Annotated in this window: 25 protein-coding genes, 1 other RNA gene, 1 pseudogene and 1 riboswitch; of the genes and pseudogenes, 19 read left to right on the forward strand and 8 right to left on the reverse strand. The window is 58.6% G+C overall.

What is annotated here, in order from left to right; all coding sequences use genetic code 11:
* Window position 1 precedes the first annotated feature (1 nt).
* From ACZ5VE_RS06980 to ACZ5VE_RS07010, 7 genes and pseudogenes are all read left to right on the forward strand, one after another.
* Window positions 2–1,366 (forward strand): aminotransferase class III-fold pyridoxal phosphate-dependent enzyme, encoded by a 1,365-nt coding sequence (locus ACZ5VE_RS06980; protein WP_464457276.1) that lies wholly within the window; start codon window positions 2–4, stop codon window positions 1,364–1,366.
* On the forward strand, window positions 1,363–2,604 hold the full coding sequence (locus tag ACZ5VE_RS06985) for a Tm-1-like ATP-binding domain-containing protein (protein WP_464457277.1): 1,242 nt from the start codon (window positions 1,363–1,365) through the stop codon (window positions 2,602–2,604). Before ACZ5VE_RS06980 ends, ACZ5VE_RS06985 begins: the two co-directional genes overlap by 4 nt.
* Window positions 2,601–3,257 (forward strand): HAD-IA family hydrolase, encoded by a 657-nt coding sequence (locus ACZ5VE_RS06990; protein WP_464457278.1) that lies wholly within the window; start codon window positions 2,601–2,603, stop codon window positions 3,255–3,257. The genes ACZ5VE_RS06985 and ACZ5VE_RS06990 overlap by 4 nt, the downstream gene beginning before the upstream one ends.
* 120 nt (window positions 3,258–3,377) lie before the next feature.
* Window positions 3,378–4,082 carry a GntR family transcriptional regulator gene (locus ACZ5VE_RS06995; RefSeq protein ID WP_464457279.1) on the forward strand — a complete coding sequence of 235 codons (705 nt, stop codon included), beginning with the start codon at window positions 3,378–3,380 and terminating at the stop codon, window positions 4,080–4,082.
* Window positions 4,079–5,559: pseudogene (locus ACZ5VE_RS07000) on the forward strand (malonyl-CoA decarboxylase). The gene ACZ5VE_RS06995 and the pseudogene ACZ5VE_RS07000 overlap by 4 nt, the downstream one beginning before the upstream one ends.
* Before the next feature lie 42 nt (window positions 5,560–5,601).
* Complete coding sequence (locus ACZ5VE_RS07005; protein ID WP_464457280.1) at window positions 5,602–6,597, forward strand: Bug family tripartite tricarboxylate transporter substrate binding protein; 996 nt, start codon at window positions 5,602–5,604, stop codon at window positions 6,595–6,597.
* A gap of 43 nt (window positions 6,598–6,640) precedes the next feature.
* Window positions 6,641–8,203, forward strand: coding sequence for a malonate--CoA ligase (locus ACZ5VE_RS07010; RefSeq protein WP_464457281.1), 1,563 nt, complete (start codon window positions 6,641–6,643; stop codon window positions 8,201–8,203).
* A 26-nt stretch (window positions 8,204–8,229) separates the two neighbouring features.
* Here ACZ5VE_RS07010 and ACZ5VE_RS07015 read toward each other — a convergent pair.
* From ACZ5VE_RS07015 to ACZ5VE_RS07025, 3 genes are all read right to left on the reverse strand, one after another.
* Window positions 8,230–9,491, reverse strand: a protein-coding gene (locus ACZ5VE_RS07015) for an IS3 family transposase (protein WP_464454783.1) whose coding sequence is annotated in 2 segments (ribosomal slippage) — window positions 8,230–9,134 and window positions 9,134–9,491 — 1,263 coding nt in all. Because the reading frame shifts where the segments join, the coding sequence is not laid out codon by codon here.
* 96 nt (window positions 9,492–9,587) lie between these two features.
* The gene (locus ACZ5VE_RS07020) at window positions 9,588–10,907 is read right to left on the reverse strand and encodes an ABC transporter substrate-binding protein (protein WP_464457282.1); all 1,320 of its coding nucleotides are present in this window, start codon (window positions 10,905–10,907) and stop codon (window positions 9,588–9,590) included.
* 98 nt (window positions 10,908–11,005) lie between these two features.
* Window positions 11,006–11,449: a universal stress protein gene (locus tag ACZ5VE_RS07025; protein ID WP_464457283.1), complete on the reverse strand. Its 444-nt coding sequence runs from the start codon at window positions 11,447–11,449 to the stop codon at window positions 11,006–11,008.
* 105 nt (window positions 11,450–11,554) lie between these two features.
* Between ACZ5VE_RS07025 and ACZ5VE_RS07030 the strand changes: the two genes are divergently transcribed.
* From ACZ5VE_RS07030 to ACZ5VE_RS07070, 9 genes are all read left to right on the forward strand, one after another.
* On the forward strand, window positions 11,555–13,951 hold the full coding sequence (locus ACZ5VE_RS07030) for a heavy metal translocating P-type ATPase (RefSeq protein ID WP_464457284.1): 2,397 nt from the start codon (window positions 11,555–11,557) through the stop codon (window positions 13,949–13,951).
* Between the two features lie 10 nt (window positions 13,952–13,961).
* On the forward strand, window positions 13,962–14,099 hold the full coding sequence (gene ccoS, locus ACZ5VE_RS07035; protein ID WP_108330157.1) for a cbb3-type cytochrome oxidase assembly protein CcoS: 138 nt from the start codon (window positions 13,962–13,964) through the stop codon (window positions 14,097–14,099).
* 70 nt (window positions 14,100–14,169) lie between these two features.
* Window positions 14,170–15,606 (forward strand): cytochrome-c oxidase, cbb3-type subunit I, encoded by a 1,437-nt coding sequence (gene ccoN, locus ACZ5VE_RS07040; RefSeq protein ID WP_464457285.1) that lies wholly within the window; start codon window positions 14,170–14,172, stop codon window positions 15,604–15,606.
* A gap of 13 nt (window positions 15,607–15,619) precedes the next feature.
* A complete protein-coding gene (ccoO, locus tag ACZ5VE_RS07045; protein WP_464457286.1) occupies window positions 15,620–16,246 on the forward strand; it encodes a cytochrome-c oxidase, cbb3-type subunit II in 627 nt (208 codons plus the stop codon).
* A 12-nt stretch (window positions 16,247–16,258) separates the two neighbouring features.
* The gene (locus ACZ5VE_RS07050) at window positions 16,259–16,399 is read left to right on the forward strand and encodes a cbb3-type cytochrome oxidase subunit 3 (protein ID WP_464457287.1); all 141 of its coding nucleotides are present in this window, start codon (window positions 16,259–16,261) and stop codon (window positions 16,397–16,399) included.
* A gap of 36 nt (window positions 16,400–16,435) precedes the next feature.
* Window positions 16,436–17,353, forward strand: coding sequence for a cytochrome-c oxidase, cbb3-type subunit III (gene ccoP, locus ACZ5VE_RS07055; RefSeq protein ID WP_464457288.1), 918 nt, complete (start codon window positions 16,436–16,438; stop codon window positions 17,351–17,353).
* 73 nt (window positions 17,354–17,426) lie between these two features.
* On the forward strand, window positions 17,427–18,893 hold the full coding sequence (gene ccoG, locus ACZ5VE_RS07060; protein ID WP_464457289.1) for a cytochrome c oxidase accessory protein CcoG: 1,467 nt from the start codon (window positions 17,427–17,429) through the stop codon (window positions 18,891–18,893).
* Window positions 18,894–18,938: 45 nt separating this feature from the next.
* Window positions 18,939–19,193, forward strand: coding sequence for a nitrogen fixation protein FixH (locus tag ACZ5VE_RS07065; RefSeq protein WP_464457290.1), 255 nt, complete (start codon window positions 18,939–18,941; stop codon window positions 19,191–19,193).
* 20 nt (window positions 19,194–19,213) lie between these two features.
* A complete protein-coding gene (locus ACZ5VE_RS07070; protein WP_464457291.1) occupies window positions 19,214–19,507 on the forward strand; it encodes a hypothetical protein in 294 nt (97 codons plus the stop codon).
* Between the two features lie 13 nt (window positions 19,508–19,520).
* Here the strand turns inward: ACZ5VE_RS07070 and fnr are convergent, their stop codons facing one another.
* On the reverse strand, window positions 19,521–20,246 hold the full coding sequence (fnr, locus tag ACZ5VE_RS07075; RefSeq protein ID WP_464457292.1) for a fumarate/nitrate reduction transcriptional regulator Fnr: 726 nt from the start codon (window positions 20,244–20,246) through the stop codon (window positions 19,521–19,523).
* 207 nt (window positions 20,247–20,453) lie between these two features.
* On the opposite strand from fnr, the gene hemN reads away from it, so the two are divergent.
* From hemN to ACZ5VE_RS07090, 3 genes are all read left to right on the forward strand, one after another.
* On the forward strand, window positions 20,454–21,836 hold the full coding sequence (hemN, locus tag ACZ5VE_RS07080; protein WP_464457293.1) for an oxygen-independent coproporphyrinogen III oxidase: 1,383 nt from the start codon (window positions 20,454–20,456) through the stop codon (window positions 21,834–21,836).
* A gap of 69 nt (window positions 21,837–21,905) precedes the next feature.
* A complete protein-coding gene (locus tag ACZ5VE_RS07085; protein WP_464457294.1) occupies window positions 21,906–22,583 on the forward strand; it encodes a sulfite exporter TauE/SafE family protein in 678 nt (225 codons plus the stop codon).
* Window positions 22,584–22,677: 94 nt separating this feature from the next.
* The gene (locus ACZ5VE_RS07090; RefSeq protein ID WP_464457295.1) at window positions 22,678–23,394 is read left to right on the forward strand and encodes an SIMPL domain-containing protein; all 717 of its coding nucleotides are present in this window, start codon (window positions 22,678–22,680) and stop codon (window positions 23,392–23,394) included.
* Window positions 23,395–23,424: 30 nt separating this feature from the next.
* On the opposite strand, the gene ACZ5VE_RS07095 is transcribed toward ACZ5VE_RS07090, so the two are convergent.
* The 4 genes from ACZ5VE_RS07095 to ACZ5VE_RS07110 form a co-directional block, all read right to left on the reverse strand.
* Window positions 23,425–24,240 carry a sulfite exporter TauE/SafE family protein gene (locus ACZ5VE_RS07095; protein WP_464457296.1) on the reverse strand — a complete coding sequence of 272 codons (816 nt, stop codon included), beginning with the start codon at window positions 24,238–24,240 and terminating at the stop codon, window positions 23,425–23,427.
* Window positions 24,241–24,269: 29 nt separating this feature from the next.
* Window positions 24,270–24,449: non-coding RNA, 6S RNA (gene ssrS, locus ACZ5VE_RS07100), on the reverse strand.
* A gap of 45 nt (window positions 24,450–24,494) precedes the next feature.
* Window positions 24,495–24,821 (reverse strand): cell division protein ZapA, encoded by a 327-nt coding sequence (locus tag ACZ5VE_RS07105; protein ID WP_464457297.1) that lies wholly within the window; start codon window positions 24,819–24,821, stop codon window positions 24,495–24,497.
* The gene (locus tag ACZ5VE_RS07110) at window positions 24,818–25,045 is read right to left on the reverse strand and encodes a DUF904 domain-containing protein (RefSeq protein ID WP_464457298.1); all 228 of its coding nucleotides are present in this window, start codon (window positions 25,043–25,045) and stop codon (window positions 24,818–24,820) included. The genes ACZ5VE_RS07105 and ACZ5VE_RS07110 overlap by 4 nt, the downstream gene beginning before the upstream one ends.
* 71 nt (window positions 25,046–25,116) lie before the next feature.
* Window positions 25,117–25,363: riboswitch (cobalamin riboswitch) on the forward strand.
* Window positions 25,364–25,378: the final 15 nt, after the last annotated feature.

Below are 25,378 nucleotides of genomic sequence, written 5' to 3' on the forward strand. Positions count from 1 at the left end.
CATGAACCACGACCAACTCAAGGCCGACAACGCGCAATACCTCTGGCACCCCATGGCCCACCCCGGGGCGATGAAGAAGTCCCGGCCCGACATCATCGCCAAAGGCGAAGGCTGCTGGATCTGGGACGTGGACGGCCACAAGATGCTCGACGGCGTGGGCGGCCTCTGGGCCTGCAACCTGGGCCACAGCAACCGGCCTGTGCGCGACGCCATCGTGGCGCAGATGGACGAGCTGCCGTTTTACAACGTGTTCCGCGGCACCACCCATGTGCGGGCGATCGAGCTGTCCAAACGGCTGGTGCAGATGATGCAGCCCGAAGATGTGGCCACGGTGATGTTCTCCAACGGCGGCTCGGACGCTGTTGAAGGTGCCCTCAAAGTGGCGCGCCAGTACTGGAAGCTCAAGGGCCAGGCCGACCGCTTCAAGTTCATCAGCCTGCGCCAGGGTTACCACGGCGTGCACTTTGGCGGCATGAGTGTGAATGGCAACACCAACTTCCGCCGCGCCTACGAGCCGCTGCTGCCCGGGTGCTTCCACATCGACACGCCTTGGGCGTACCACAACCCCTACACCGATGACCCGATCCGTCTGGGCGAAATCTGCGCTGAACTGCTGGAGCGCGAAATCGTGTTCCAGGGGCCGGACACGGTGGCGGCTTTCATCGCCGAGCCGGTGCAGGGCGCGGGCGGGGTGATCGTGCCGCCGCCCAATTACTGGCCGCTGGTGCGCCAGATTTGCGACAAGTACGGCGTGCTGCTGATTGCCGACGAGGTGGTGACCGGTTTTGGCCGCACAGGCGAGCTGTTTGGCACGCGCCTGTGGGGGGTGAATGCCGACATGTGGTGCCTGGCCAAGGGCATTTCTTCGGGCTATATCCCGCTGGGGGCCACGGCCATCAACCGACGCATTGCCGATGTGTTTGATGCCGACACCACGGGCACGGCCTCGGTCTCGCACGGCTACACCTACAGCGCGCACCCGATCGCAGCCGCTGCAGCGCTGGCCACGCTCGACCAGATCGAGGCGCTGGACATTCCGGGCAACGCCGCCCGCGTGGGCGCTCACCTGCAGACCCGCCTGCGCCAACTGGTGGACACCTGCAGTTTTGTGGGCGATGTGCGCGGCGTGGGTCTGATGCTGGGCATCGAGATGGTGAGCGACAAGGCCAAGCGCACGCCCATGGCCCGCACCAGCGACATTCCGGCGCGGGTGGCCAAGGCCGCTTACCAGGCGGGTCTGATGGTGCGCATCTCAGGCCCCAACCTGATCCTGTCGCCGCCGCTGGTCATCACCCGCGAGGAGGTCGACTTCATGTGCGATGTGCTCGAAGGCGCGTTTGCGGCTGTTCAGGAGGGCCGCGCATGAAGAGCCCCACCATCCTGATCGTCGGCACGGTCGACACCAAGAGCGACGAGATCGGCTTCATGCGCGAGCAGGTGCAGGCCGCAGGGGGCCAGGCGCTGATCATGGATGTGGGTGTGCTGGCCAAAGGCCAAGTTTTGCCCGATGTGGCCAACACCGATGTGGCGCACGCGGCAGGTGTGACGCTGCAACAAGTGATGGACAGCGGCGACGAAAACAGCGCCATGGCCCTGATGGCCCAAGGCGCGAGCAAGCTGGCCGCCGAAATGCACCGCGAAGGACAGATTGACGGTCTGCTGGTGCTGGGCGGCACCATGGGCACCGACCTGGCGTTGGATGTCGCCAGCAGCTTGCCGCTGGGCGTGCCCAAAGTGGTGCTGTCCACGGTGGCGTTTTCGCCCTTGTTGCCGCCTGAGCGCATGCCGCCCGATTTGATGATGGTGCTGTGGGCGGGCGGCCTGTATGGCCTCAACAGCTTGTGCCAGTCGGCCCTGGCCCAAGCCGCAGGCGCGGTGGTGGGGGCCTGCCGTGTGGCGCGTGTGCCGCGTTTCGAGCGGCCCGTGGTCGGCATGACGTCGCTGGGGTCGAGTTGCCTGAAATACATGGTGCAGCTGCAGCCGGAATTGGACAAGCGCGGCTTTGACTTGGCCGTGTTCCACACCACGGGCATGGGGGGCAGGGCGTTTGAATCATTGGCCGCACAAGGTCAGTTCGCCTGCGTGATGGACTTCAGTCTGCAGGAGATGGTCAACCAGATGGGCGGCTCGGTGGTGAGCGCGGGGCCCGACCGTCTGATGGGCGCAGGCCTGAAAGGGGTGCCGATGATCGTCGCCCCCGGCGCCACCGACCTGGTGGATTACCCCGCCTGGGGGCAGATGCCCGAGCGTTTCGCCGGGCGGCCCTCGCACGACCACAACCGATTGATTGCTTCGGTGGGCATCGACGCTGACATGCGTCGCGAATTCGCCCGGGAGCTGGCCAGCCGCTTGCGCCAAGCCCGTGGCCCGGTGCACCTGGTGTTGCCGCTTCAAGGCATTGAAGAATGGGACCGGCCCGGGGCACCGCTGCACGACCCCGAGGGCTTGGCGGCCCTGATGGCCGAATGTGGCCAATGCGATTGGGGCGGGGTGGAGGTTTCGCGCATCGACGCGCACATCAACGACGCCGCTTTTGTGCAGCAGGTGCTCAAGGTCTTTGACGACTGGCTGGCCCGTGGGCTGGTGAAAAAGGTGGCCCCATGAGCGGGGCATCGACCCAGGCGCTGGTGCTTGACTTTGGCGGGGTCATCAGCCGCACCCTGTTTGAAACCCACGACTTGAGTGAAGCCGCCTTGGGTTTGCCGCCCGGCACGCTGACCTGGCGCGGCCCTTTTGCGCCCGAAACCGATGCGCTGTGGCAAGCCATGCAGGCCGACCACATCACCGAACGCGAATACTGGATGGCCCGCACCCAAAGTGTGGGCCGCCTGGTGGGCGAAGAGTGGAACGACATGCAAACCTTCGTGCAGCGGGCGCGGGGGGCAGACGTGGAAGCGGTCATCCGGCCCGAAGCCATCGCCGCCGTGCACCGGGCCAAGGCGGCGGGCTGCAAGCTGGCCGTGCTGTCCAACGAACTGGACCTGTTTTATGGCGTGAGCTTTCGTGAAAGATTGCCTTTGCTGCAGCTGTTTGACGTGATCATCGATGCAACCTACACGGGCATCCTCAAGCCCGATCGCCGGGCCTATGAGATGTGCACCGAGGCACTGGGCGTGGCGGCTGCAGACTGCGTGTTTGTGGACGACCAGAGCCGCAATGTGTTGGGCGCGATGAAGCTGGGCTGGCAGACGGTGCAGTTCGATGTCACACACCCGGCCGATTCTTACCAGCGGGCCTTGAAGCTGCTGGGCCTGTGACCGCTTTGCGCTTGTGAATCAGGGTAAATCCGGAGCCTGAAAGTGTGGCGTTTGGCCGACAAGCCTGATCCGATTCCTTTGTAATTACGCATAATTATCGGAAATTACAGAGACATATTCATGGCCGGACACGTCAATTCCTTGCACGATCAGGTGGCGCAGCAACTGCGCGATCTGATTTTTGCTGGGCAGCTGTTACCAGGCGCGTTTGTCGACGAAACCCGGCTGTGTGAGCAGTTGGCCATCTCGCGCACGCCGCTGCGCGAAGCGCTCAAGGTGCTCTGCGCTGAAGGTTTGATCCGGCACGAGCCTCGACGTGGCAGTTTTGTCAATGAAGTGACCGAGCAAGACCTGGACGAGATTTTTCCGGTCATTGCCTTGCTCGAGGGGCGTTGTGCTTTTGAAGCGGCACAGCAGGCCAGCGATACAGACATTGCCGTACTCGAGCGTCTGCATGCGCAATTGCAGGGCAGTGCCGCGCAAGGCCTCATCCCCGAGTACTACGCTGCCAATTACGCGATCCACGAAGCGATCATTGCGATCGCGGGTAACAAGTGGCTGGCCCAGGTGATCAGCGATCTGCGCAAGATACTCAAGCTGGCCCGACTGCAGCAGCTCAATGCGCCGGGGCGATTGAGCCAGTCGCTGGCTGAGCACATGGCGATTTTTGCCGCCCTTAAAGCGCGTGACGCAGAAGGCGCAGACGCAGCCATGCGCACCCATTTGACGCGTCAACGCGAAGCCTTGCGCCAACTGGCTCGCCAGAGCACAACGCGCATTGCGTCGCTCAGCGCAGAACACCACAGCAGCAGGACGCCGACATGAACACATCGCAATGGTTTGGCCGCAAAGTGGCGGGCTGGCTGCCGTCTGGCAAGCGCGAAGACACGCCCAGTTCGTTCGCTGCAGATGGCAAACCCGATGGCCGCGCAGCCAAAGCCATTGCAGCGAAAGAAGCGCCCGTGCGTTCATCGCGTGAGCGGCTCAACGCGACCTTGCGCCAGAAGGAAGAGGCCCTGTCGCCCCGTGTTTTGCGTCGCACGCTCACCGAATTGCAAGCCATCGTCGACCCCTGTGTGAGCGAGGTCGAGGGCGGCAAGCGCGCCCGGGGCGTGGCCCAGTGGTACAGCAAAGCCACGCCCGAACAGCGCCAGGACTGCTGGCTGCTGATGAGCGAACAATTCGCACCAGACGCGAGCAAGGTCAAGGCCGCGCGTGAGCAGTACGAGGCTTCGGTAGGCACGCCTGATGAAGGTGTGGCCGAGATCCGTTTGCGCAAGGCCCTGGTGTCGCCACGCACGCGGCTGCTTCAGCGCTTTGCGGTGTTCCCCGAAGGCATGCGGTTTTTGGTCGATTTGCGTCAGGAGCTGATGCCCGCGCTCAAATCGAACAAACGCTTGCTGGCCCTAGAGGCCGAGCTGGAGAACCTGTTCACCACCTGGTTCGATGTGGCTTTTTTGGAGCTGCGCCGCATCAGCTGGGACTCGCCCGCCAGCCTGGTCGAAAAACTCATCAAGTACGAGGCCGTGCACGACATCAAGAGTTGGGGCGATGTCAAAAACCGGCTCGACTCAGATCGCCGCTGCTACGGCTTTTTTCACCCCCGCTTGCCCGATGAACCGCTGATTTTTGTGGAAGTCGCGTTCATGGACGAGATCGCCGCCAGCATCAGCCCTTTGCTCGATGAAGCGGCGGAGGCGGTGGACCTGAGCCGGGCGACCACGGCCATTTTTTATTCCATCAGCAACACGCAACAAGGCCTCAAGGGCGTGAGCTTTGGCGACTCGCTCATCAAGCGGGTGGTGGAAACCTTGCGGGCCGACTTCCCCAAGCTCAAAACCTTTGCCACCTTGTCACCCATCCCGGGCTTTCGGGCCTGGTTGAACAAACATGCCGGGCGCATGCTTGAAGAAACCCCTGAAAAAATGCGCACACAGCTCGGTCGTGCCGTGGGTTTTGAGCCTGTGACAGCCGGGCATGTGCTGTCTGCACTTGACCATGTGCCCACTTTGCCTGAGCGCTCGGCTTTGCGGCAATGGTTGTTGGTTGCGCCGCACATTACCTGGGAAAAGAACTCAGCGATGAGCGCCCGGCCGACCCGGTGGCGAGATTTCACCTGGGCAACGGCGCGCGTGTCGAGCAGATCAACTGGGCCGCCGATTTGTCGACCAAGGGCATCAAGCAGTCGTATGGCCTGATGGTCAATTATCTGTACGATCTGCGCAAACTGGACCGTCACCGCAATGGCCTTGCTCAGCGAAAAGTGCCGGTGTCAGACCGTGTCGAGAGCTTGTATTTTTAAAGCCTGCCATCCATCGCAATTCACCCTCAAAAGGAGACGAACATGAACCCATCCCAGCCCTCGCTTGATCGCCGTGGTGTCTTGAAATTTGCGGCCTCGGCAGCTGCTGCCAGTGTCTGGACGGTGCAAGCCCAGTCCTCCTGGCCCGCCAAGCCGGTGACGATGATCGTGCCGTTTCCTGCAGGCGGTGGCACCGATGCGTTTGCTCGCCCCATGTCGGCGCAGTTCTCGCGCCTGACCGGCAAGCAGCTGATCATCGACAACCGGGGTGGCGCGGGCGGCACACTGGGCGCTGGCGTCGCAGCCAAATCCGCACCTGACGGTTACACCTTGTTCATGGGGGCGGTGCACCACACGATTGCGCCGTACATGTATGCCAAGCTCGACTACGACCTGGAGCGGGACCTGACGCCATTGATCCTGGTGGCCAACGTGCCGCAGGTGTTGGTGGTCAACCCCAAAAAGGTCCAAGCCGCCGACTTCAAGGCCTTCCTCGATTACGTCAAAAAGAACCCGGCGCGCCTGAACTACGGTTCGGCAGGCGGTGGCACATCGCACCATTTGGCTGGTGAATTGTTCAAGCTGCAGACCAAGACCTTCATCACGCACATCCCTTATCGCGGTGCAGGCCCGGCCTTGCAGGACCTGATCGCGGGCAATGTGGACATGATGTTCGATGGCCTGGGGTCATCGGCCACCCACATCAAATCAGGCCGCGTCAAAGCGCTGATGGTCTCGGGCAGCAAGCGCAGCCCGGCGTTCCCCGATGTGCCTTGCTCGGCCGAGCTGGGTTTGCCCGATTACACCGTGTCGACCTGGTACGGTGTGTGGGCCCCCAAAGGCTCACCTGCCGACGCCCAAGCCCGCGCGGTGGAGGAAATCCGCAAAGCTTGCCAAACTGACGAAGCCAAAGCCGTGTGGACCTCGCAGGGCGCCGAGTTTCCCAACCTGACCGGTGCGCAGTTTGATGCATTCATCAAGGGCGAACTCAAAAAGTGGTCACAGGTCGTCAAGTCCTCGGGTGCCAAACTCGACTGATCGCTGACAGGCCCAGTCTTTCCAATCTTCTTCATTTTCTGACATGCGCTCACACAACCTTTATGCCGCACTGCGTGCCGCTTTCCCCTCAGACCTGAACGCGGTGGCTGTAGAAACCGATGAGGGCTTGCACTACACCTGGCTGGACCTGGAGCGGTCAACCGCCATGCTGGCCAACTTGCTGAAGTCGCTTGATTTGCCCCAAGGCAGTCGGGTGGCGGTACAGGTCGAAAAATCGGTCGAAGCGATGATGCTGTACTTGGCCACCTTGCGGGCCGGCTATGTGTTTTTGCCGCTCAACACCGCCTACCAAAGCGCCGAGATCGAATACTTCATTGGCAATGCTGAGCCTGCTGTCGTGGTGTGCAGTGGTGCCAACTTTGGCTGGGTCAGCAAAATCGCTTTCAAAGCGGGGACACAACATGTCTTTACCTTGAACGACGACCGCACGGGCAGCTTGCTGGATCGGGCCTCGCACCAAAGCGACCAGCACACGCCAGCGCCATGCCAGGCCGATGATCTGGCCGCCATTTTGTACACCAGTGGCACCACGGGGCGCAGCAAGGGGGCCATGCTCACGCACGGCAACATGCTCAGTAACGCGCTCACGCTCAAGGATTATTGGGGGTGGTCGGCTACCGGAGGGCCTGAAGGCCGGGGCGATGTGCTGATCCATGCGCTGCCGATCTTTCATGTACACGGCCTGTTTGTGGCCATTCACGGTGCCTTGATCAATGGCAGCAAGATGATGTGGATGGCCAAGTTCGATCCCAAACGCGCCATTGCCAACATGGCCAAAGCCACCGTGTTCATGGGAGTGCCCACTTTGTATGTCCGCATGCTGGCCGAGCCCTCGCTCACGCGGGATGCCGTCAAGAACATGCGTTTGTTCATCGCGGGCTCGGCCCCTTTGTTGATCGAAACCTTTGCCGACTGGCAAACCCGCACCGGGCAAACCATCCTTGAGCGCTACGGCATGAGCGAGACCGCCATGCTGACCTCCAACCCGTACAGCGCAGATGCCCGTTATGGTAACCAGTCTGAACGGCGCGGCGGCACGGTCGGCTTTCCTTTGCCTGGCGTGTCTTTGCGTGTGCGTGGTGACGATGGCGCGGACCTTCCCGTCGGGGAAATCGGTGGCATACAGGTCAAGGGGCCGAATGTGTTCAAGGGCTATTGGCGCATGCCCGAAAAAACCGCTGAAGAGTTCACCACGGATGGCTATTTCAAAACAGGCGATGTGGGCAAGGTCGATGGGCGCGGCTACGTGACCATTGTGGGCCGCAGCAAAGACCTGATCATCAGCGGCGGCTACAACGTGTACCCGGCCGAGATCGAGGGCTACATCAACGAGATGAAGGGCGTGGCCGAAAGCGCTGTTGTGGGCGTTTCGCATCCGGACTTCGGTGAGGTGGGGGTGGCCGTGGTCATCGCCAAGCCGGGGGCCACGGTGCAACCCGAAGCCATCGTGGCGGAACTCAAGTCGAAATTGGCGAATTTCAAAATTCCCAAAAAATGTTTTGTCGTGGCGGAGTTGCCGCGCAACACGATGGGCAAGGTCCAGAAGAACCTGCTGCGAGAGCAATACAAGTCCTTGTTCGCTTGATCGGCTGACTGCTGACCCGTCCTAAATTAGGTTGACACCTGGGACGGTGATTCAAGCCGACGAATGTCGGCCAAAGACGCCCGATGCACCGCATCGGGCGTTTGCATTTTCAGCGATAAATGAGGGCGCTCGTCGTTATAGATCTGCACTGACTCTCGCACCATCCGCCGCGCTTGCTCCAAATCAGCGGGGCGCTGCAACAGCAACTCGCCTTTGAGGATGCCGTTGACCCGCTCTGCCAGCGCATTTTGGTAACAGTCGTAGCCATCGGTCATCGAGCACAGCAGGCCGTGGCGCTGATGAATGGCTTGGTAATAGTTCGAGCAGTACTGGATGCCCCGATCCGAGTGATGCACCAAGCGTTGATCACTTTGACGTGTGCGCAAGGCCATTTTCAAGGCTTGTGCTACCGGCTCGGTTTGCAAGCTGTCGTGCACATGCCAGCCCACGATCTTGCGCGAGTAGGCATCAGTGACCAAGCTCAGGTAGACAAATTTGTCGTTCGTGGGCAAGTAGGTGATATCGGCCACCCATACTTGCTCGCTGGCTGTAGCGCACAGTTGCTGCGCCCCCGCCTTGAGCAAGTTCGGATGGCGACGAAACCGGTGATGGCTGTCTGTGGTCTTGTGATACGCCCGTCGCTGCGGCACCAGCATGCCAGCGTTGCGCAGCACATCAAACATCGCATCGCGCCCCAGTTCAATGCCAGCACGCTGCAGTGACTCGTGCAACACATGGTGCAGCTTGCGTGTGCCCAACCGAGGCTGTCGCACACGCCAATCTCGCACCAACTTCACCACCGCCTGGCTTCGACTCTCAAGCTGGGCATGACGCCGCTGGCCCTGATAGTAAGCTTGGCGACTCACCCCCATATGGCGGCAAGCCCTCTTCACACTCAACCCTTGGACGAGTTGCTGCGAGAGGACTTGCCCAAAGGCTTTTTTACGACGCGCACCCCATAGTCCTTCTTCAGGACGTCCAGTACAGCCTCGAACAACTGGGCCTTCTCGTTGGCCTCTTTCAGTTGAACTTGCAAGGCCTTGATCTGTTGCTCGGGTGTCAGAGATGTGGGTGTTTTGTCTCGGGGCATGGCTGCCGATGATGCCTGAATGCCCCAGCTTTGGCGTCCATGCTTGCGCATCCACACCAGCACCGTCGAGCGTCCTTGGATCCCATACCGTTGCTGCGCTTGTGTGTAGGTCAGCTCGCCTTTTTCTACTTGCTCGACCACAGCCAGTTTAAAAGCCAGCGTGTAGTCTTTCTGAGTTCTCTTGATGCCTGATTCCATTTGACTTGCCTTTTCTTTCAAGAAAAGGTGTCAACCTCTGGCAGGACGGGTCATGCATCTCAAAAAAGACCGCTGCTGCGGTCTTTTTTGATGCGGTCAAGGGGCCACTGATTTGATGTAAGCGTTCTTTTCGTGGATGCGCTGGATGTATTGCGCCGCTTGCTCAGGGCTCATTTCCTGATTCACCACTTTCACATTCACGTACCAGAGCTCTTCTTCCATGGAGGGCCATACGCGGTTGAGCTTTTCCGCATTGATGCGGATGGTGTCATCACACTCTTTGCGCCAGTTCATCATCTCCAGACTCAAGGGGTCATTGATCGTGACAGCGTGTTTTGACAATGAAAAGAAGCCACTCAAGGTGTCGGTCATGAGCTGCGCAAACTCTTGGGAAGCCAACCATTCAAGCAACACTTGAGCCGCTTGAGGATGGCGTGTGTTTTTGTTGATGCCGATACCGAAATCGGGATGAACCGACAAATGACAACGCTGGTTGGCGTCTTCAACAGGGGGTTTGAAGACACCCATGTCGATTTGTTTTTTGTATGCAAAACTGGTGCTGCGCAAAAAGTCGATGTCCCAAGAACCTGTGGGATAAATGGCGGCGTTGCCGGTGGCAAACAAAAGCTGGATGTCGCTGTTGGACATTTCACTTTGCCTGGGATGCATGTAGGGCTTCAACCCGCTCATCATTCGCCAAGCTTTGATGAATTCAGGATTTGTGAATTTCCGGCTGCCATTCATCAGCCCATGCCGTGCTTTTTCGCCGCCCCAAAAGTTGGGCCCCATGCCCGTGAAGATCACTTGAGTCGCTTCCCACATGTCGGCTGTTCCCAATGCCAAAGGGGTTGCTTTGCCTGCAGCCGCCACTTTTTGGAGCCTGTCCATGAATTCGGCCACGGTCTTCGGGGGGGTGAGGTGGAGCTGTCGGAAGATTTCCTTGTTGTAAAAAATACCGTGGATGACATAAGCCACAGGCAGGCAATAGGTGGTTTTTCCGTCGTCGGTGGTCCAAGCTCGCCGTGCATCGTGATCGAAGTTTGCGAGTTGTTTTTCAGTCAGGGCTTGCAGGAATCCCTTGTCATTCAGTCGCAATCCGCCATCAAAAGGGCGGCAAAAAACGACATCGCCAGCCACCCGGGTGGACAGGCGGGTGGACAGACGTCCGTCGTAGAGCAGGGCTTCTTCGGGTGCAAACTTCAATCGGATCCCGGGGTGCTTGCGCTGAAACGCCGGAATGATCACCCGATCCCAGAACATCTGGTCGTCTTTGCGCCAACTTTCGATGACCAACTCCTGCGCAGACAGATTGGCGCTGAAGAGCAGACCCCAACAGCTGGCCAGCAAAGTGGGTTGTAACAGTGCCCATAGCGCCAACCGCTTGCCATTGAATGCTTGCTCTAACCATCGGATCACCACATCAAGTCCTCTTTTAAGTAGAGAACCATTGTAGTTATTTGAATATCCAAATGAGGGTTTTCAAAAGTGCATTCCGTGCCTGGAGCCTGCGCCGTTCAACGCAAGACAAGTACGGGGATGTGTGAATGCGTCAAGACTTGCTGGGTCTCGCTGCCCAACAACAAGCGCTTGATGCCTTTGCGCCCGTGCGATGCCATGACGATCAGGTCGGCTTTGTGCTTTTTGGCAGCGGCAATGATGGCGTCAGAAACCACATCCGATTTGACCGTCACCACTTTGGTGCCAACACCTTTGGCTTTTGCCGTTTTTTCAACAGCGGCCAGTTGCTCCTGCGCAGACGCTGTCCATTGGGTTTCAATGCGCGAAATTTCTTCGGCGGACAAAGGTATGCTGCCTTCAAAGTACGCCTGAGGGTAACGGGGCACCACCTTGAGTGCGACCAGTTGTGCGCCGCAGGTTGCAGCCAGCTCAATCGCGCTGGCAACGGCCTTTTTGGACAAGGCAGAACCATCGGTGGCCACGAGAATGCGTTTGTACATGGAGTGCTCCTGAAGGGTTGTAAAACCTCAGCATAAAAGAGCGCGGCCCCTGATCAATTGATGCACGTCAAGCTTTCTTCGCCTCTTCTGTCGTATCGTCAGGACATGACACAAGTCAATGTTTTGCCACCTTTGCCCGATTTGCATGCCGCTGCCCTGGCTGGGCAAGCGGCTTTGCCGACGGAAAGCGCGGAACGCTTGAAGTTGCTGGACGATCCGGCGGAATGGGCGGATTTCAGCTTGCCCGACAAGGACAGGGCAGGGCACTGGAGTTCGAGTGTGGTGTTCGAAGGCATGCATTGCGCCGCTTGTGCCATCACCCTCGAAGACGCCTTGCGTGCCGTGCCTGGCGTCGCCTCTGTCCAAATCAGTTCAGCCAGCCACAGGGGTCGTATCGTCTGGTCGCCAGAGCAAACCCGCCCCTCTGAATGGATGCAATCGGTCGAGCGCTTTGGCTACAAAGCCGTGCCGGCCAACGATGCGCACGCACACGAGCATCGGCGTCAGGAAGCGCGCCGCATGGTCTGGCGCCTGTCGGTGGCCGCCATGTGCATGATGCAGGTGATGATGTACGCCACCCCGGCTTATGTGTCTGCACCTGGTGACATCTCGGCCGAATCCATGCACCTGCTGCGATGGGCTTCATGGGTGTTGTCTCTGCCGGTGATGTTATTCTCTTGTGCGCCTTTTTTGGGCAGTGCGTGGCGCGATCTGCGGGAACGCCAAGTGAGCATGGACCTGCCGGTGGCACTGGGCATGGTGGTGACCTTCGTGGTCAGCAGCTTGGGCACTTTTGAACCTGCGGGTCCATTTGGTGCAGAGGTCTATTTTGATTCTCTGACCATGTTTGTTTTCTTTTTGCTGTTGGGGCGTTGGTTGGAGCTGCGCTTGCGCGACCGCACGGCAGGCGCACTGGAAGCGATTCTCAACCGCTTGCCCGACAGCATCCGCAAGCGCCAGCCCGATGGCTCGTGGGAGCGCATCGCCATCAGGCGTTTGGCTGTGGGCGATGTGATCGAGGTTTTGCCGGGTGAGGCTTTTGCGGGCGACGGCCGTGTGCTCTCTGGCCAAACCCAAGTGGACGAAGCCTTGCTGACCGGTGAGTCGCTGCCCCTCACACGGAAAGTGGGGGACAGGGTCATCGCAGGCAGTCACAACCTGAGTGGCACCCTGGAAGTTCAAATTGAGCAGGTCGGGGCAGCCACCCGTTATGCCCAAATCGTGGCGCTGATGGAAAGCGCCTCGGTGTCCAAGCCTTCCATGGCCTTGTTGGTGGACCGATGGGCCAAACCCTTTTTGGTCGCGGTGTTGCTGGCCTCTTTGGCCTCGGCCATTTACTGGTGGCCCACCGATCCGGCGCACGCCTTGATGGTGGCTGTGGCCGTTTTGATCGTGACCTGCCCTTGTGCCTTGTCTTTGGCAACGCCCGCCGCCATGCTGGCAACGGCCGGTGCTCTGGCCCGTAGCGGCGTGTTGGTCAGGCGGCTGGAAGCCTTGCAAAACTTGGCCAGCATCGACACTGTCATTTTCGACAAGACCGGGACCTTGACCCGTGATGCGTTCGAGGTGACGCAGATTCACACGCGTACCGGTGTCTTGCCACAGCAGACGCTGGCTTGGGCATCGACCCTGGCACGGCACTCGTTGCATCCGGTGTCCCGAGCTTTGTGGTCTGAAGCGCGCCGCCAAGCGGCGCTTGCGGGTGATTTGCCTGCATTGGAGGCCTTGTTTGCCCGAAATGTGACCGAAGAAGCCGGGCAGGGCATGCGTGGTGAGCTTGACATGCCCGATGGCGTGGCACAAAGCATGCGTTTCGGGTCAGCCGTGTTTTGCAAGGCGCCCATTTTTGACGGCCACCATTTGCAAGTCAGTTTGGCCGATGGTGCGGGCTGGCTGGCGACGTTTGAATTGGCTGAAGAGCTGCGTCCGGAAGCGCCCGGAGTGGTGGCGGAATTGAAAAAGATGGGCCTGATACTGAAGGTCTTGTCGGGCGACGGGCCTGCTGCCGTGGCGCAAGTCGCCCAATCGGTGGGCATCGCAGATGCCCGGGGCGGGTGCAAGCCACAAGACAAATTGCAAGCGCTCAAGGCATGGCAGGCTCAGGGTCACCGCGTGGCCATGGTGGGCGATGGCTTGAACGATGGCCCGGTGTTGGCCGGGGCAGACGTGTCGTTTGCGCTGGGGCAAGCGGTGCCTTTGGCGCAGTCCAAGGCTGATTTTGTCCTGATGGGCGGACATCTTGAGGTGTTGGTCAGCACCGTGTTGCGCAGCCGTCAAACTTTGCGCATTGTGAAACAAAACCTGGTTTGGGCGGCCATTTACAACGCCGCTTGCGTGCCCTTGGCCCTGATGGGCCTGCTGCCCGCATGGGCTGCAGGCTTGGGCATGGCGCTCAGTTCCTTGTTGGTTGTGCTCAATGCCCTGCGATTGGCGCAAGGTTTGACCCCGATTCCACGGCAAGATGTCTCGCCCACCCCGTCAGCCAAAATGACGCCCACCTGAGAAAAGCACGATGGACATTCTTTATTTGCTGATCCCTTTGTCAGTTGCTTTGGTGTTTTGCATCCTGGGTGGCCTGTGGTGGGCCATCCACCGGGGGCAATTTGAGGACATTGAGGCCGAAGGCGAGCGTATTTTGCGCAACGATTGATTTTGATCAAGTGGGCTCGGTGTATACCCGGTCAAACTCTGGCAGTAGTTTTTAAAAAGAAGAGGTGAAAATGAAATTTGCCAATATGCAGGCGACTTCGTACAACGACACCGTTGTGCGGCAGTTCGCCATCATGACGGTGGTTTGGGGTGTGGTGGGCATGCTGGTGGGCGTGATCATCGCGGCCCAGCTGACCTGGCCCGAGCTGAATCTGGGCATTCCATGGCTCAGCTACGGACGTTTGCGCCCCTTGCACACCAATGCGGTGATTTTTGCGTTTGGCGGTTGCGGCTTGTTCGCATCGGCCTATTACGTGGTGCAGCGCACCTGCAACGTCCGTCTGTTCAACGACAAATTGGCCGCTTTCACCTTTTGGGGTTGGCAACTGGTCATCCTGCTGGCGGCCATCACCTTGCCTTTAGGTTACACCAGCGGCAAGGAATACGCCGAGCTCGAGTGGCCGATTGACATCCTGATCACCCTGGTCTGGGTGGCGTTTGCCGTGGTGTTCTTTGGCACCGTGGGCACCCGCAAGGTCCGTCACATCTATGTGGCCAACTGGTTCTTTGGTGCGTTCATCATTGCCGTGGCCTTGCTGCACCTGGTCAACAGCGCCGCGCTGCCCGTGGGCATGATGAAGTCCTACTCGGCCTACGCCGGTGTGCAGGACGCCATGGTGCAGTGGTGGTATGGCCACAATGCCGTGGGCTTTTTCCTGACCGCTGGCTTCCTGGGCATGATGTATTACTTCATCCCCAAGCAGGCCGAGCGCCCCGTGTACTCGTATCGCCTGTCGATCGTCCACTTCTGGGCGCTGATCTTCACCTACATGTGGGCAGGTCCTCACCACCTGCACTACACCGCGCTGCCTGACTGGACCCAGTCGATTGGCATGGTCTTCTCGCTGATCCTGTTGGCACCCAGCTGGGGCGGCATGATCAACGGCATCATGACCTTGTCGGGCGCATGGCACAAACTGCGTGACGACCCGATCCTGCGCTTTTTGATCGTGTCCCTGTCGTTCTACGGCATGTCCACCTTCGAAGGCCCGATGATGTCCATCAAGACCGTCAACGCGCTTAGCCACTACACCGACTGGACCGTGGGCCATGTGCACTCGGGTGCTTTGGGTTGGGTGGGTTTGGTGACCATGGGTTCGATGTACTACCTGATTCCCCGCCTGTTCGGCCAGAAGAAGATGTACAGCACCAAAGCCATTGAACTGCACTTCTGGACCGCCACCATCGGTATCGTCATTTACATCGCCGCGATGTGGATTGCCGGGGTCATGCAGGGCCTGATGTGGCGCGCCGTCAATGCCGATGGCACCTTGACCTACACCTTCGTGGAGTCGGTGAAAGCCACCTTCCCGTTCTATGTGTTGCGATTGCTCGGCGGTTTGTTGTACCTGGGCGGCATGTGTGTGATGTTGTGGAACGTGGTCAAGACGGCGACCCAGGGTCGCTCCGTTGAAGTCCAGATTCCCAACCTGACTGCCCACGCCTGAGGAGAAATAGAAAATGGCTCAAAACCCAAAATCGGGCGGTCTCTCCCACGAAAAAATCGAGACCAGCAACTTCCTAATGATCGTGCTGATCCTGATCGTGTTGCTGTTCGGTGGCATGGTCGAGATCGTGCCCCTGTTCTTCCAGAAGTCCACCACCCAACCGGTGGAAGGCCTCAAGCCTTACACCGCGCTGCAAGTGGCGGGGCGTGATGTGTATGTGCGCGAAGGTTGCTACAACTGCCACTCGCAGATGATCCGTCCTTTCCGTGCCGAGACCCTGCGTTACGGCCCTTACTCCACGGCTGGCGAGTTCGTGTACGACCACCCCTTCCAATGGGGCTCCAAGCGTACTGGCCCGGACCTGGCCCGCGTGGGCGGCCGTTACAGCGACGAATGGCACCGCATCCACCTGAACAACCCGCGTGATGTGGTGCCCGAGTCCAACATGCCCGCTTACTCGTGGCTCGAAAAGAACCCTGTGGACGGTGCCAGCTTGCCTGCACACATGAAGGGCTTGCGCACTCTGGGCGCACCTTACAGCGACGAGGAAATTGCCAAAGCGACCGAAGACGTCAAAGGCAAGACCGAACTGGACGCCGTGATTGCCTACCTGCAAGGCATGGGCATTCACCGCAAATAAACGGAGCAAGCCATGGACATCAATACCCTGCGCGCCATCGTGACCGTGCTCACCTTTGCCATCTTCCTGGGCATCATCTGGTGGGCCATGTCAGCTCGCAACCAAGCCAATTTCGATGAAGCGGCCAAGCTGCCGTTTCGTCAGGATGACTGAATTGTCCTCAGCACATCACAAATCAAAGGAATCGAAATGAGTGACTTCATCAGCAATTTCTGGCACTTGTATGTGGCCGGCATCACGCTGGTCAGCATCATTGCCTGCCTGATCCTGCTTTGGTTCAGCGGCAAAGCCAAGGCCATGACGGCCAATGACAACACCACCGGCCACGTCTGGGACGGTGACCTGCGTGAAATGAACAACCCGCTGCCGCGCTGGTGGGTGGGCTTGTTCATCATCACCATCGTGTTCGCCTTCGTTTACTTGGCCATGTACCCCGGTGTGGGCAATCTGGCGGGCAAGTTTGGCTGGACATCGGCCGGTCAGTACGACGCCGAGGTGGCCAAAGCCAATGCCGAAGTGGCCCCTTTGTACGCCAAGTTCTCGGGCATGCCGCCTGAAGAAGTGTCCAAAGACCCGCAGGCCATGGCCATTGGTGACCGTTTGTTCATGAACAACTGCGCCCAGTGCCACGGCTCGGATGCCCGTGGCAGCAAGGGTTTCCCCAACCTGACCGACGGCGACTGGCTGCATGGCGGCACGCCCGACAAGATCAAGGAAACCTTGGTCCAAGGCCGCATTGGCCAAATGCCCCCCATGGCTGCTGCCGTGGGTTCGCCCGAAGATGTGCGCAATGTGGCCCACTATGTGCTGAGCCTGTCGGGCAGCCCGCATGACTCGCTGCGTGCCTCGCTGGGCAAGTCCAAGTTCGGTGCCTGCGCCGCCTGCCACGGCATGGACGGCAAAGGCAACCAGGCACTGGGTGCGCCCAACCTGACGGATGACATCTGGTTGCACGGCTGGGGCGAAAACGCCATCGTCAACATGATCAACAACGGCAAGGTCAACCAGATGCCTGCGCAAGCGGCCAAGCTGACCGAAGGCCAGATCCATGTGTTGGCCTCTTATGTCTGGGGCTTGTCCAACAAGACAGCTGCAGCCAGCAAATAAGGCATCGCCAACGTCAAGTCAGTGACATCAGGACACCCCGAGCGGGTGTCCTGTGCTTTTAAAGGTCTCCGTTTTGAACTCCCAGGAAAATCCGCCCCGCAAGATCGTGCCCATTGTCCCGGTGACAGATGCGCACGGTGCCGGGGATGAGGTGAAGATGGTGTCGCTGTACGAGGCGACGCAAAAGATTTACCCACGCAGCGTGCAGGGCATTTTTGCCAAGTGGCGCTGGTTCATGGTGGTGCTGACGCAGCTGGTCTTTTATGGCTTGCCCTGGCTCGAATGGGGCCAGCGTCAGGCCGTGCTGTTTGATTTGGGTGCGCGCCGTTTTTACATTTTTGGCCTGGTTCTTTACCCGCAAGACTTCATTTACCTGACCGCGATCCTCGTGATCTCGGCATTTTCACTGTTCCTCTTCACCGCCGTGGCCGGGCGTTTGTGGTGCGGTTATGCCTGCCCGCAGACGGTCTACAGCGAGATTTTCATGTGGTTCGAGCACAAGATCGAAGGCGATCGCAGTGCCCGCATGCGGCTGGACGGCGAGAAGATGTCGCTCGAAAAGCTGTTCAAGAAGGTCTACAAACACATTGTCTGGCTGGCCATCGCCATGTGGACCGGCTTCACGTTTGTGGGGTATTTCACCCCCATCAAAGAACTGGGCATGGAATTTTTCCTGGGCAACATGGGTTCCTGGGAAGTGTTCTGGGTGTTCTTTTATGCCTTTGCCACTTATGGCAATGCCGGGTTCATGCGTGAGCAGGTTTGCAAATACATGTGCCCTTATGCGCGCTTCCAGAGTGCCATGTTCGACAAGGACACCCTGATCGTCACCTACGACGCCGAGCGCGGCGAACCGCGGGGTGCGCGCTCCAAAAAAGCCGATCCTGTCGCTTTGGGCCTGGGCGCTTGCGTCGATTGCACCTTGTGCGTGCAGGTGTGCCCGACCGGCATCGACATCCGCAAGGGCCTGCAGTACGAATGCATTGGCTGCGGTGCCTGCGCCGATGTGTGCGACACCGTGATGGACAAGGTGGGGTATCCACGTGGCTTGGTCAAATATTCGACCGAACACGCGATGAAAAACGGCTGGACCCAACAGCAGACCCTGCGCCATGTGTTCCGCCCCCGCGTGATCCTGTACATCGGCATTTTGCTGGTGGTGGTGGCCGCACTGCTCACCAGCCTGAGCTTGCGCAAACCCTTCAAGGTGGATGTGGTGCGCGACCGCGCTTCGCTGGCACGCATCGTTGCCGGGGGACATATTGAAAACGTGTACCGCCTGCAAATCATGAACGCCGCCGAAACGCCACTTGATTTCCATCTGACCGTCAAAGGTCTTCCCAATTTGACGCTGACAACAGACAGCCATGTCCGTGTCGCGCCTACTGAGGCGCTTTGGGTGTCTGTTCGTTTGCAGCTGCCTTACGAGGCCGCCCCAGCAGGCTCACATCCCATTGAGTTCATGATCCAGTCAGTTCAAGAAGGTGGCCAGGTGCTGTCTGAATTGCAGGAAAAATCTGTCTTCCTGGTGCCTCGCTGATATTTTTACAAAGGCTTAAGCATGTCAAACACCTCAAATTCCTCATTGGATAAGCGTCCTTGGTGGTCGTACGGCCATGTCTGGCTGGTGATCTCCGGGCCATTGATTGTGGTGCTGGCATCCTTCACCACCTTTTACCTGGCAGCTCACGGACAAGACCCCGTCTTGACCCAATCCAACGCCGAGACGCACAGCAGCGCCACAACGGATGACCGTGCCAGCCTGGCACCAGCCATGCAAGCACGCAACCATGCGGCCACAGGCACACTGCCCACGACCGACTCAAAGAACAAACCCTGAACAGGGCACAGGAGACCAGCATGTTGGCAAAACGAATGATGTGGATTGCATGGCCCGCTTTTTTGGTGGCGGGCTTGCTGGAAATGCTGGTGTTCGGATTGGTCGACCCGCAGGATTTGCAATGGTTTGGCCACCCCTTGGTGCTCTCAAGGCAAGGGGTCTATACCGTGGCTTTTTTCGCTTTTTGGGCCTTGACCATGGTGTCCAGCGGACTGACCACGCTGTTGTCGATGTCGCCCTTTGAGGTCAACCGCTGCCCGGTGCCCAGCGATCAGCGCCCAAGCGATTGCGCCCGAACGGACGGCTGCTGCTGACCCGCTTTTCGCCTCAATGGCAGTGGTGATTCTGGTTGTTGACCAAACGCTGCAAGCCCTCTGTTTCCAGAATGCGGACGTGCCGTTGCTTGACTTCAACAATGCCGTCTTCCACGAACTTTGAAAACGTCCGGCTCACCGTTTCGAGTTTGAGACCCAGGTAACTGCCGATTTCTTCACGGGTCATGCGCAAGACCAATTCAGACTGCGAGAAGCCCCGTGCATGCAAGCGCTGCACCAGGTTCAACAAAAATGCGGCCAGGCGCTCCTCGGCCCGCATGCTGCCCAACAGCAGCATCACACCGTGTTCACGCACGATTTCCCGGCTCATGATCTTGTGCACATGGTGCTGCAAAGCCGTCACTTCACGCGAAATTTCTTCAATCCGGTCAAACGGCATCACGCAGACTTCGGCGTCTTCCAATGCCACGGCATCGCAAGTGTGCTGGTCATTCACGATGCCATCCAGACCAATGATTTCGCCCGCCATCTGAAAGCCCGTGACCTGATCGCGACCGTCTTCTGTGGCCAGACAGGTTTTGAAAAAGCCCGTCCGTATGGCGTACAGCGAGGAAAACTTTTCACCATTGGTAAACAAAGTGTCGCCGCGTTTGATCTTGCGGCGCACTGCCACCAGATCGTCCAGACGGTTTAGGTCGTGGTCGGTCAGGCCCATGGGCATGCACAACTCGCGCAGATTGCAGTTGGAACAGGCGACTTTGATGGCTTGGGGATTCATGGTCATCTCATGGTTGAGCAATGGATTTGCCTTGGATCAAGCCTTGAGCTTAAACCTAAAAAACGACATAAATTGCGGGTATACCCTGTCTATGTAAAAAATCACCAAAAACAAGTATTGCATTTGATGTGAGTCAATACCGATATGGCGGTAAGTAGGCAAAGTGCATGGCTTGTTATGAACACGTTCTCATTAAGGGGCAGCCACATGTCCGTCATCACACCCGAATTGCTGACACGTTTCGATGTGCCGGGGCCACGCTATACCTCTTACCCGACTGCGGATCGTTTTGTCGAAGCCTTCGGCGAGGCTGACTATGTGCAGGCCTTGACGCAACGCAAATCAGGCTTGGTGGGCAAGCAGTTGCCTTTGTCTTTGTATGTTCACATCCCGTTTTGCGAATCGCTTTGCTACTACTGTGCGTGCAACAAAATCATCACCAAACACAAAGAGCGCGCCGCCGACTATTTGCGCTATCTGACCAAAGAAGTCGAACTGCACACCCGGCATTTGGGGCAGGGTCAATCGGTCAGCCAATTGCACCTCGGTGGCGGTACGCCGACCTTCATGAGCGACGACGAATTGCGTCAACTCATGGCCATGCTGCGGGAAAATTTTGAATTTGTGCCGGGGGGCGAATATTCGGTCGAAGTGGACCCGCGCACGGTCGACGAAAACCGCTTGGCCGTTTTGGCCGAACTGGGTTTCAACCGGCTGAGCTTTGGCGTGCAGGACTTTGACGCCCATGTGCAAAAAGCGATTCACCGGATTCAGCCCGCCGAGCAGGTTTTCAAGCTGGTCGAGGCTTCGCGTCGTTTGGGCTTCGAGTCGGTCAATGTGGATTTGATTTATGGCCTGCCACTGCAAACCCCTGAATCGTTTGACCGCACCTTGGCTCAAATCAATGCCTTGCGCCCGGACCGCATTGCTTTGTATGCCTATGCCCATTTGCCGGAGCGCTTCAAGCCCCAACGGCGCATCCACGCGCAAGAGCTGCCATCGGGTGGCGACAAGGTGGCCATGCTCTCGCGTTCGCTTGATGCCCTGGTGGATGCCGGTTATGTGTATGTCGGCATGGACCACTTTGCTTTGCCGGATGACGCCTTGGCGGTGGCCAAGCGGCAAGGGCGTTTGCACCGCAATTTTCAAGGCTACAGCACGCAGGCGGATTGCGATTTGATCGCATTGGGTGTGTCTTCCATTGGCCGAGTGGGTGCCACCTACAGCCAAAATGCCAAGACCATGGCAGAGTATTGCGACCTGCTCGACCAAGGGCATTTGCCTGTCGTTCGGGGTTTGGCCTTGACCCGTGACGACCTGATTCGCCGCTCGGTCATCATGGCGCTCATGTGCCAGGGGCATCTGCAATACGAGTCCATTAACCTGGCCTGGTTGGTTGACTTCAAAAGCCTGTTTGCCAAAGAACTGGTGCAGCTGCAAGCCTTGCAGGACCAAGGTCTGGTGCAACTGAATGACTCAGGCATTCAGGTCACGGCTATGGGCTGGTTTTTTGTGCGCGGTGTGGCCATGGTGTTTGACCGCTATTTGCAAGCCGATCGCAACCGCACCCGTTTCTCCAAGATCATCTGAGTCCGGGTTCGTCAGCCGCTTGGCGTTCATCGCCGACAATGCGGTGGACAACATTCAGGCAAAAATTCAATGCAAAGCTCTTTGGCGATCACGGCCTTGATGATGGGGATCATGGGTGGACCCCACTGTGTCGCCATGTGCGGGGCGGCTTGTGCAGGCTTGGGCCAAGCCGCAGGCGCGCAGCGAGGGCAAGCACTGCTGGCTTTCCAGGTCGGGCGTGTGCTGGGGTATTCCTTGCTGGGGGCTGTGGCCGCCGCCAGTGTTCAGGCTTTGGGCTGGCTCACGGTCCAGTCAGCCGCCATTCGCCCCGTGTGGACGCTTTTGCATGTGGCCGCTGTTGTCTTGGGGCTTTTGCTCATGTGGACGGCCCGGCAACCTGTGTGGCTCGATGGTGCCGCCAGACAACTTTGGGCGCGTGTGCGTGCCTTCAATGCCCGCTGGGGCAGCGCTGCACCGTGGCTGGTGGGCGTACTTTGGGCCTTGATGCCTTGCGGTTTGCTTTACTCTGCCTTGATGGTTGCGGCCTTGACCAGCCAGCCGCTGGAAGGTGCCGCCACCATGGCTTTGTTTGCATTGGGCAGCAGCATCAGCTTGTGGGCAGGCCCATGGTTGTTTTTGCGCATGCAAAGTCTGGGCGATGGTGCTTGGGGCATCCGTGTCGCAGGCTTCGCTTTGGCCGCTGTGTCGGGTTGGGCCTTGTGGATGGGGCTGGTTCACGATCAGGCACCTTGGTGCGTTACACCCTGACACCAAAGAACGCACAAGCCTGTATCGGCAGTGGCCTCTGTGCCTACACAATTCAGTCTCTTTTGACATGGGGCCTCGCAGCCCAAACAACACCATGAAATCTGCACGCCTTGCCCTGACCGCCCTGGGGTTGATTTCGGCCCTGACACTCTCTCACGCGCAAAGTGAAGTCTCAAACACCTCGAACTTGTCGCAGCAGTTGCTGCACTTGAGCGCATCCGAGCAAACCGAAGTGCAACAAGACTGGTTGGTCATGACCTTGGGCGTGCAAAAAGAAGGGCCGCAAGCCTCCGGTATTCAAAAGCAATTGAACACGATGGTGGCTGCCGCTTTGGCTGTGGCCTCTCCATCGATCAAGCCCGGCCTGCTGGAGCTGAGCACAGGCAGCATGAATGTTTCACCCCGTTATGGCCGCGAAGGCAAGATCAATGGTTGGCAGGGTTCGGCTCAGGTCGTCTTGCAGGGCAGAGATGCCGAACAGATCACCTTGCTTGCGAGCAAGCTGCAAGATTTAACGGTGTCGCAGATCAACTGGAAGCTGAGTGCCGAGCAGAGAAATGAGGCTGAAATGAGAATCCAGACTCAAGCTGTCGAGCGCTTCAAAATCAAAGCCCGAGCCTTGACACAGCAATTTGGGTTTGCCAACTACACACTCAAGGAAGTGAGCGTAAGCGGTCAAGAAACAGGCGAGGGCGTCATGCCGCGCATGGCCATGGTTCAAATGGACGACTCAGCGGCTTCACCCGTTCCCACACTGCCCGGAAAATCCCGCGTGGTGGTCAACATCACAGGCAGCATTCAGATGCGCTGAGGGTATCGGGCCAGCAAGTTGCCTGATGTATCAGGCGACCAGGCCTTTGTAAAGCATGTAGGCAGCCAGCAAATACAAGACACTGGCAAAAACGCGTTTGAGCTGCTTAACCGGCAACTTGTGTGCGGTGGCTGCCCCCATAGGCGCCATCAGCACGCTGCAAGTAGCAATCACCACCAAAGCAGGCAACCAGAGATAACCGAAGCTGTATTCAGGCAGGTTTTGCACCGTCTGACCGCTCACGATATAACCGGCCACATTGGCCAAAGCGATCGGGAATCCCAAGGCCGCACTGGTGGCCACGGCATTGTGAATGGCCACGTTGCACCAGGTCATGAAGGGGACGCTGATGAAGCCGCCACCCGCGCCCACCAAGCCCGACAGCAAACCAATCAAACCGCCCGCACCCAATAGCCCCTTGAATTCAGGCACTTGGCGCGTCGGCGCAGGTTTCTTGTCCAAAAACATTTGTGTGGCCGAAAAGCTGACGAACAGCGCGAAGAAAAGCGCCAGGTAAGTGCCCTTGGCAAACGCAAAAATGCCCAAGCTGCCAATCAGGCTGCCCATCACGATGCCGGGCGCGAGGCCCTTGACCAAGTCCCAACGCACGGCATTTTTCTTGTGGTGCGCACGCACACTGGAGATCGAGGTGAAGATGATGGTCGCCATTGAAGTGGCAATGGCCATCTTGACCGCCAAGTCCGGCCCCACACCGCGCGAACCGAGCATGTAGGTCAGAAACGGCACCATGATCATGCCGCCGCCAATGCCCAGCAGGCCCGCCAAAAAGCCTGTGCAAAGGCCAAGAACAGCCAATTCGGCCAGCAGCAGAGGTTCGATGATCATGGTTTTTAAGGGGGGCGGGGGAGGAATGAAAGGTGTCTGCGAGTGCCACCGGACCGGCATCCTGAACCGGGGTTCAGGTGGGCGAGGGCAGACTGGCGTTGGGTTCATCTGACGCGAGATGATCACGCTCACCAGCCAATGTACCAAGCCCGGGCTCTATGAGCATTGGTTCAAGGAAATATAAAGCCCGGCATGCACCGCAGACAGCGCGATTGTAGGTCTTTCTTTAGACCTGCAACGGTGCCATGTCTTGCTCAGATCAATTGACCGTCTTGTTCCAGAACCTGATCCAGGCGTTTGAGCAATTGCGTCAAGCGTTGCTGGGATTCCTGGGTGATGTCAGGCACGGCGGTGGTGGCGGCTGGGGCGCTGGGGGCGGCTTCAGGTGCATCAAACGCCAAGTTCAATGCGGCTAAAACGGCAATCCTGTCGCGCGCCTTGATCTTGCCCGCGTCGCGGATTTTGCACATGGCCAGGTCGACCTTGCTGACGGCTGCCAGCAAACGTTCTTCGCCGCCTTCTGGACAACCCAGAATGTAGCTTTGGCCCATGATCTGGACATCCAATTGTTTATTGCTCATACAGAAGCCTCAGGAGAAGCAGGGGCCGATGTAGGCAAGCGCTCAATCAGGGCATCCACTCGGGCTCTGGCGGCAGCCAGGCGGGACTTGAGCTGATCGCGTTCGGTGGTGAGTGCTTGAACTTGTTGTGCCAGCAAAGCGTTGGTTCGTTGAAGCTCTTCGTGGCGCAGCAACAAATGATCCACACGCTCGGCAATTTGATCAATGGTGTCGGAATGGGCCATGGCAGACAAAGAAAAAATGATTTCACATTGTAGATGGGTGGGGCCATTTGTAGGCTGGCAGACAGGTTACAACATAAAATAGCGACGTTGGTGCTCGCGCAGCCGGTTCACGGCACGCAGTTCAACGGGAAGCAGGAGGGACAGGCCACCACGGCCCACCTAACCTGCGCTGCCCCCGCAACGGTAAGCAGACGGGTTTTCAGTCAAACGAAAACCCAGCTTTCATCTCAAACCACTGGTCGCCCTGAAACAGGCAGCCGGGAAGGTGATGAAGGTCGCTCTGTCAGCCCGGATACCGGCCAACAAGGTGACCTGTCGCAAGACAGGTTGTAA

This window comes from Limnohabitans sp. INBF003, assembly GCF_055396645.1.

What these genes read in the sequence shown, in the direction of transcription:
- ACZ5VE_RS06980 (WP_464457276.1), top strand. Translation starts at nt 2, where the DNA reads ATGAACCACGACCAACTCAAGGCCGACAACGCGCAATACCTCTGGCAC.
- ACZ5VE_RS06985 (WP_464457277.1), top strand. Translation starts at nt 1,363, where the DNA reads ATGAAGAGCCCCACCATCCTGATCGTCGGCACGGTCGACACCAAGAGC.
- ACZ5VE_RS06990 (WP_464457278.1), top strand. Translation starts at nt 2,601, where the DNA reads ATGAGCGGGGCATCGACCCAGGCGCTGGTGCTTGACTTTGGCGGGGTC.
- ACZ5VE_RS06995 (WP_464457279.1), top strand. Translation starts at nt 3,378, where the DNA reads ATGGCCGGACACGTCAATTCCTTGCACGATCAGGTGGCGCAGCAACTG.
- ACZ5VE_RS07005 (WP_464457280.1), top strand. Translation starts at nt 5,602, where the DNA reads ATGAACCCATCCCAGCCCTCGCTTGATCGCCGTGGTGTCTTGAAATTT.
- ACZ5VE_RS07010 (WP_464457281.1), top strand. Translation starts at nt 6,641, where the DNA reads ATGCGCTCACACAACCTTTATGCCGCACTGCGTGCCGCTTTCCCCTCA.
- ACZ5VE_RS07025 (WP_464457283.1), bottom strand. Translation starts at nt 11,449, where the DNA reads ATGTACAAACGCATTCTCGTGGCCACCGATGGTTCTGCCTTGTCCAAA.
- ACZ5VE_RS07030 (WP_464457284.1), top strand. Translation starts at nt 11,555, where the DNA reads ATGACACAAGTCAATGTTTTGCCACCTTTGCCCGATTTGCATGCCGCT.
- ccoS (WP_108330157.1), top strand. Translation starts at nt 13,962, where the DNA reads ATGGACATTCTTTATTTGCTGATCCCTTTGTCAGTTGCTTTGGTGTTT.
- ccoN (WP_464457285.1), top strand. Translation starts at nt 14,170, where the DNA reads ATGAAATTTGCCAATATGCAGGCGACTTCGTACAACGACACCGTTGTG.
- ccoO (WP_464457286.1), top strand. Translation starts at nt 15,620, where the DNA reads ATGGCTCAAAACCCAAAATCGGGCGGTCTCTCCCACGAAAAAATCGAG.
- ACZ5VE_RS07050 (WP_464457287.1), top strand. Translation starts at nt 16,259, where the DNA reads ATGGACATCAATACCCTGCGCGCCATCGTGACCGTGCTCACCTTTGCC.
- ccoP (WP_464457288.1), top strand. Translation starts at nt 16,436, where the DNA reads ATGAGTGACTTCATCAGCAATTTCTGGCACTTGTATGTGGCCGGCATC.
- ACZ5VE_RS07070 (WP_464457291.1), top strand. Translation starts at nt 19,214, where the DNA reads ATGTTGGCAAAACGAATGATGTGGATTGCATGGCCCGCTTTTTTGGTG.
- fnr (WP_464457292.1), bottom strand. Translation starts at nt 20,246, where the DNA reads ATGAATCCCCAAGCCATCAAAGTCGCCTGTTCCAACTGCAATCTGCGC.
- hemN (WP_464457293.1), top strand. Translation starts at nt 20,454, where the DNA reads ATGTCCGTCATCACACCCGAATTGCTGACACGTTTCGATGTGCCGGGG.
- ACZ5VE_RS07085 (WP_464457294.1), top strand. Translation starts at nt 21,906, where the DNA reads ATGCAAAGCTCTTTGGCGATCACGGCCTTGATGATGGGGATCATGGGT.
- ACZ5VE_RS07090 (WP_464457295.1), top strand. Translation starts at nt 22,678, where the DNA reads ATGAAATCTGCACGCCTTGCCCTGACCGCCCTGGGGTTGATTTCGGCC.
- ACZ5VE_RS07095 (WP_464457296.1), bottom strand. Translation starts at nt 24,240, where the DNA reads ATGATCATCGAACCTCTGCTGCTGGCCGAATTGGCTGTTCTTGGCCTT.
- ACZ5VE_RS07105 (WP_464457297.1), bottom strand. Translation starts at nt 24,821, where the DNA reads ATGAGCAATAAACAATTGGATGTCCAGATCATGGGCCAAAGCTACATT.
- ACZ5VE_RS07110 (WP_464457298.1), bottom strand. Translation starts at nt 25,045, where the DNA reads ATGGCCCATTCCGACACCATTGATCAAATTGCCGAGCGTGTGGATCAT.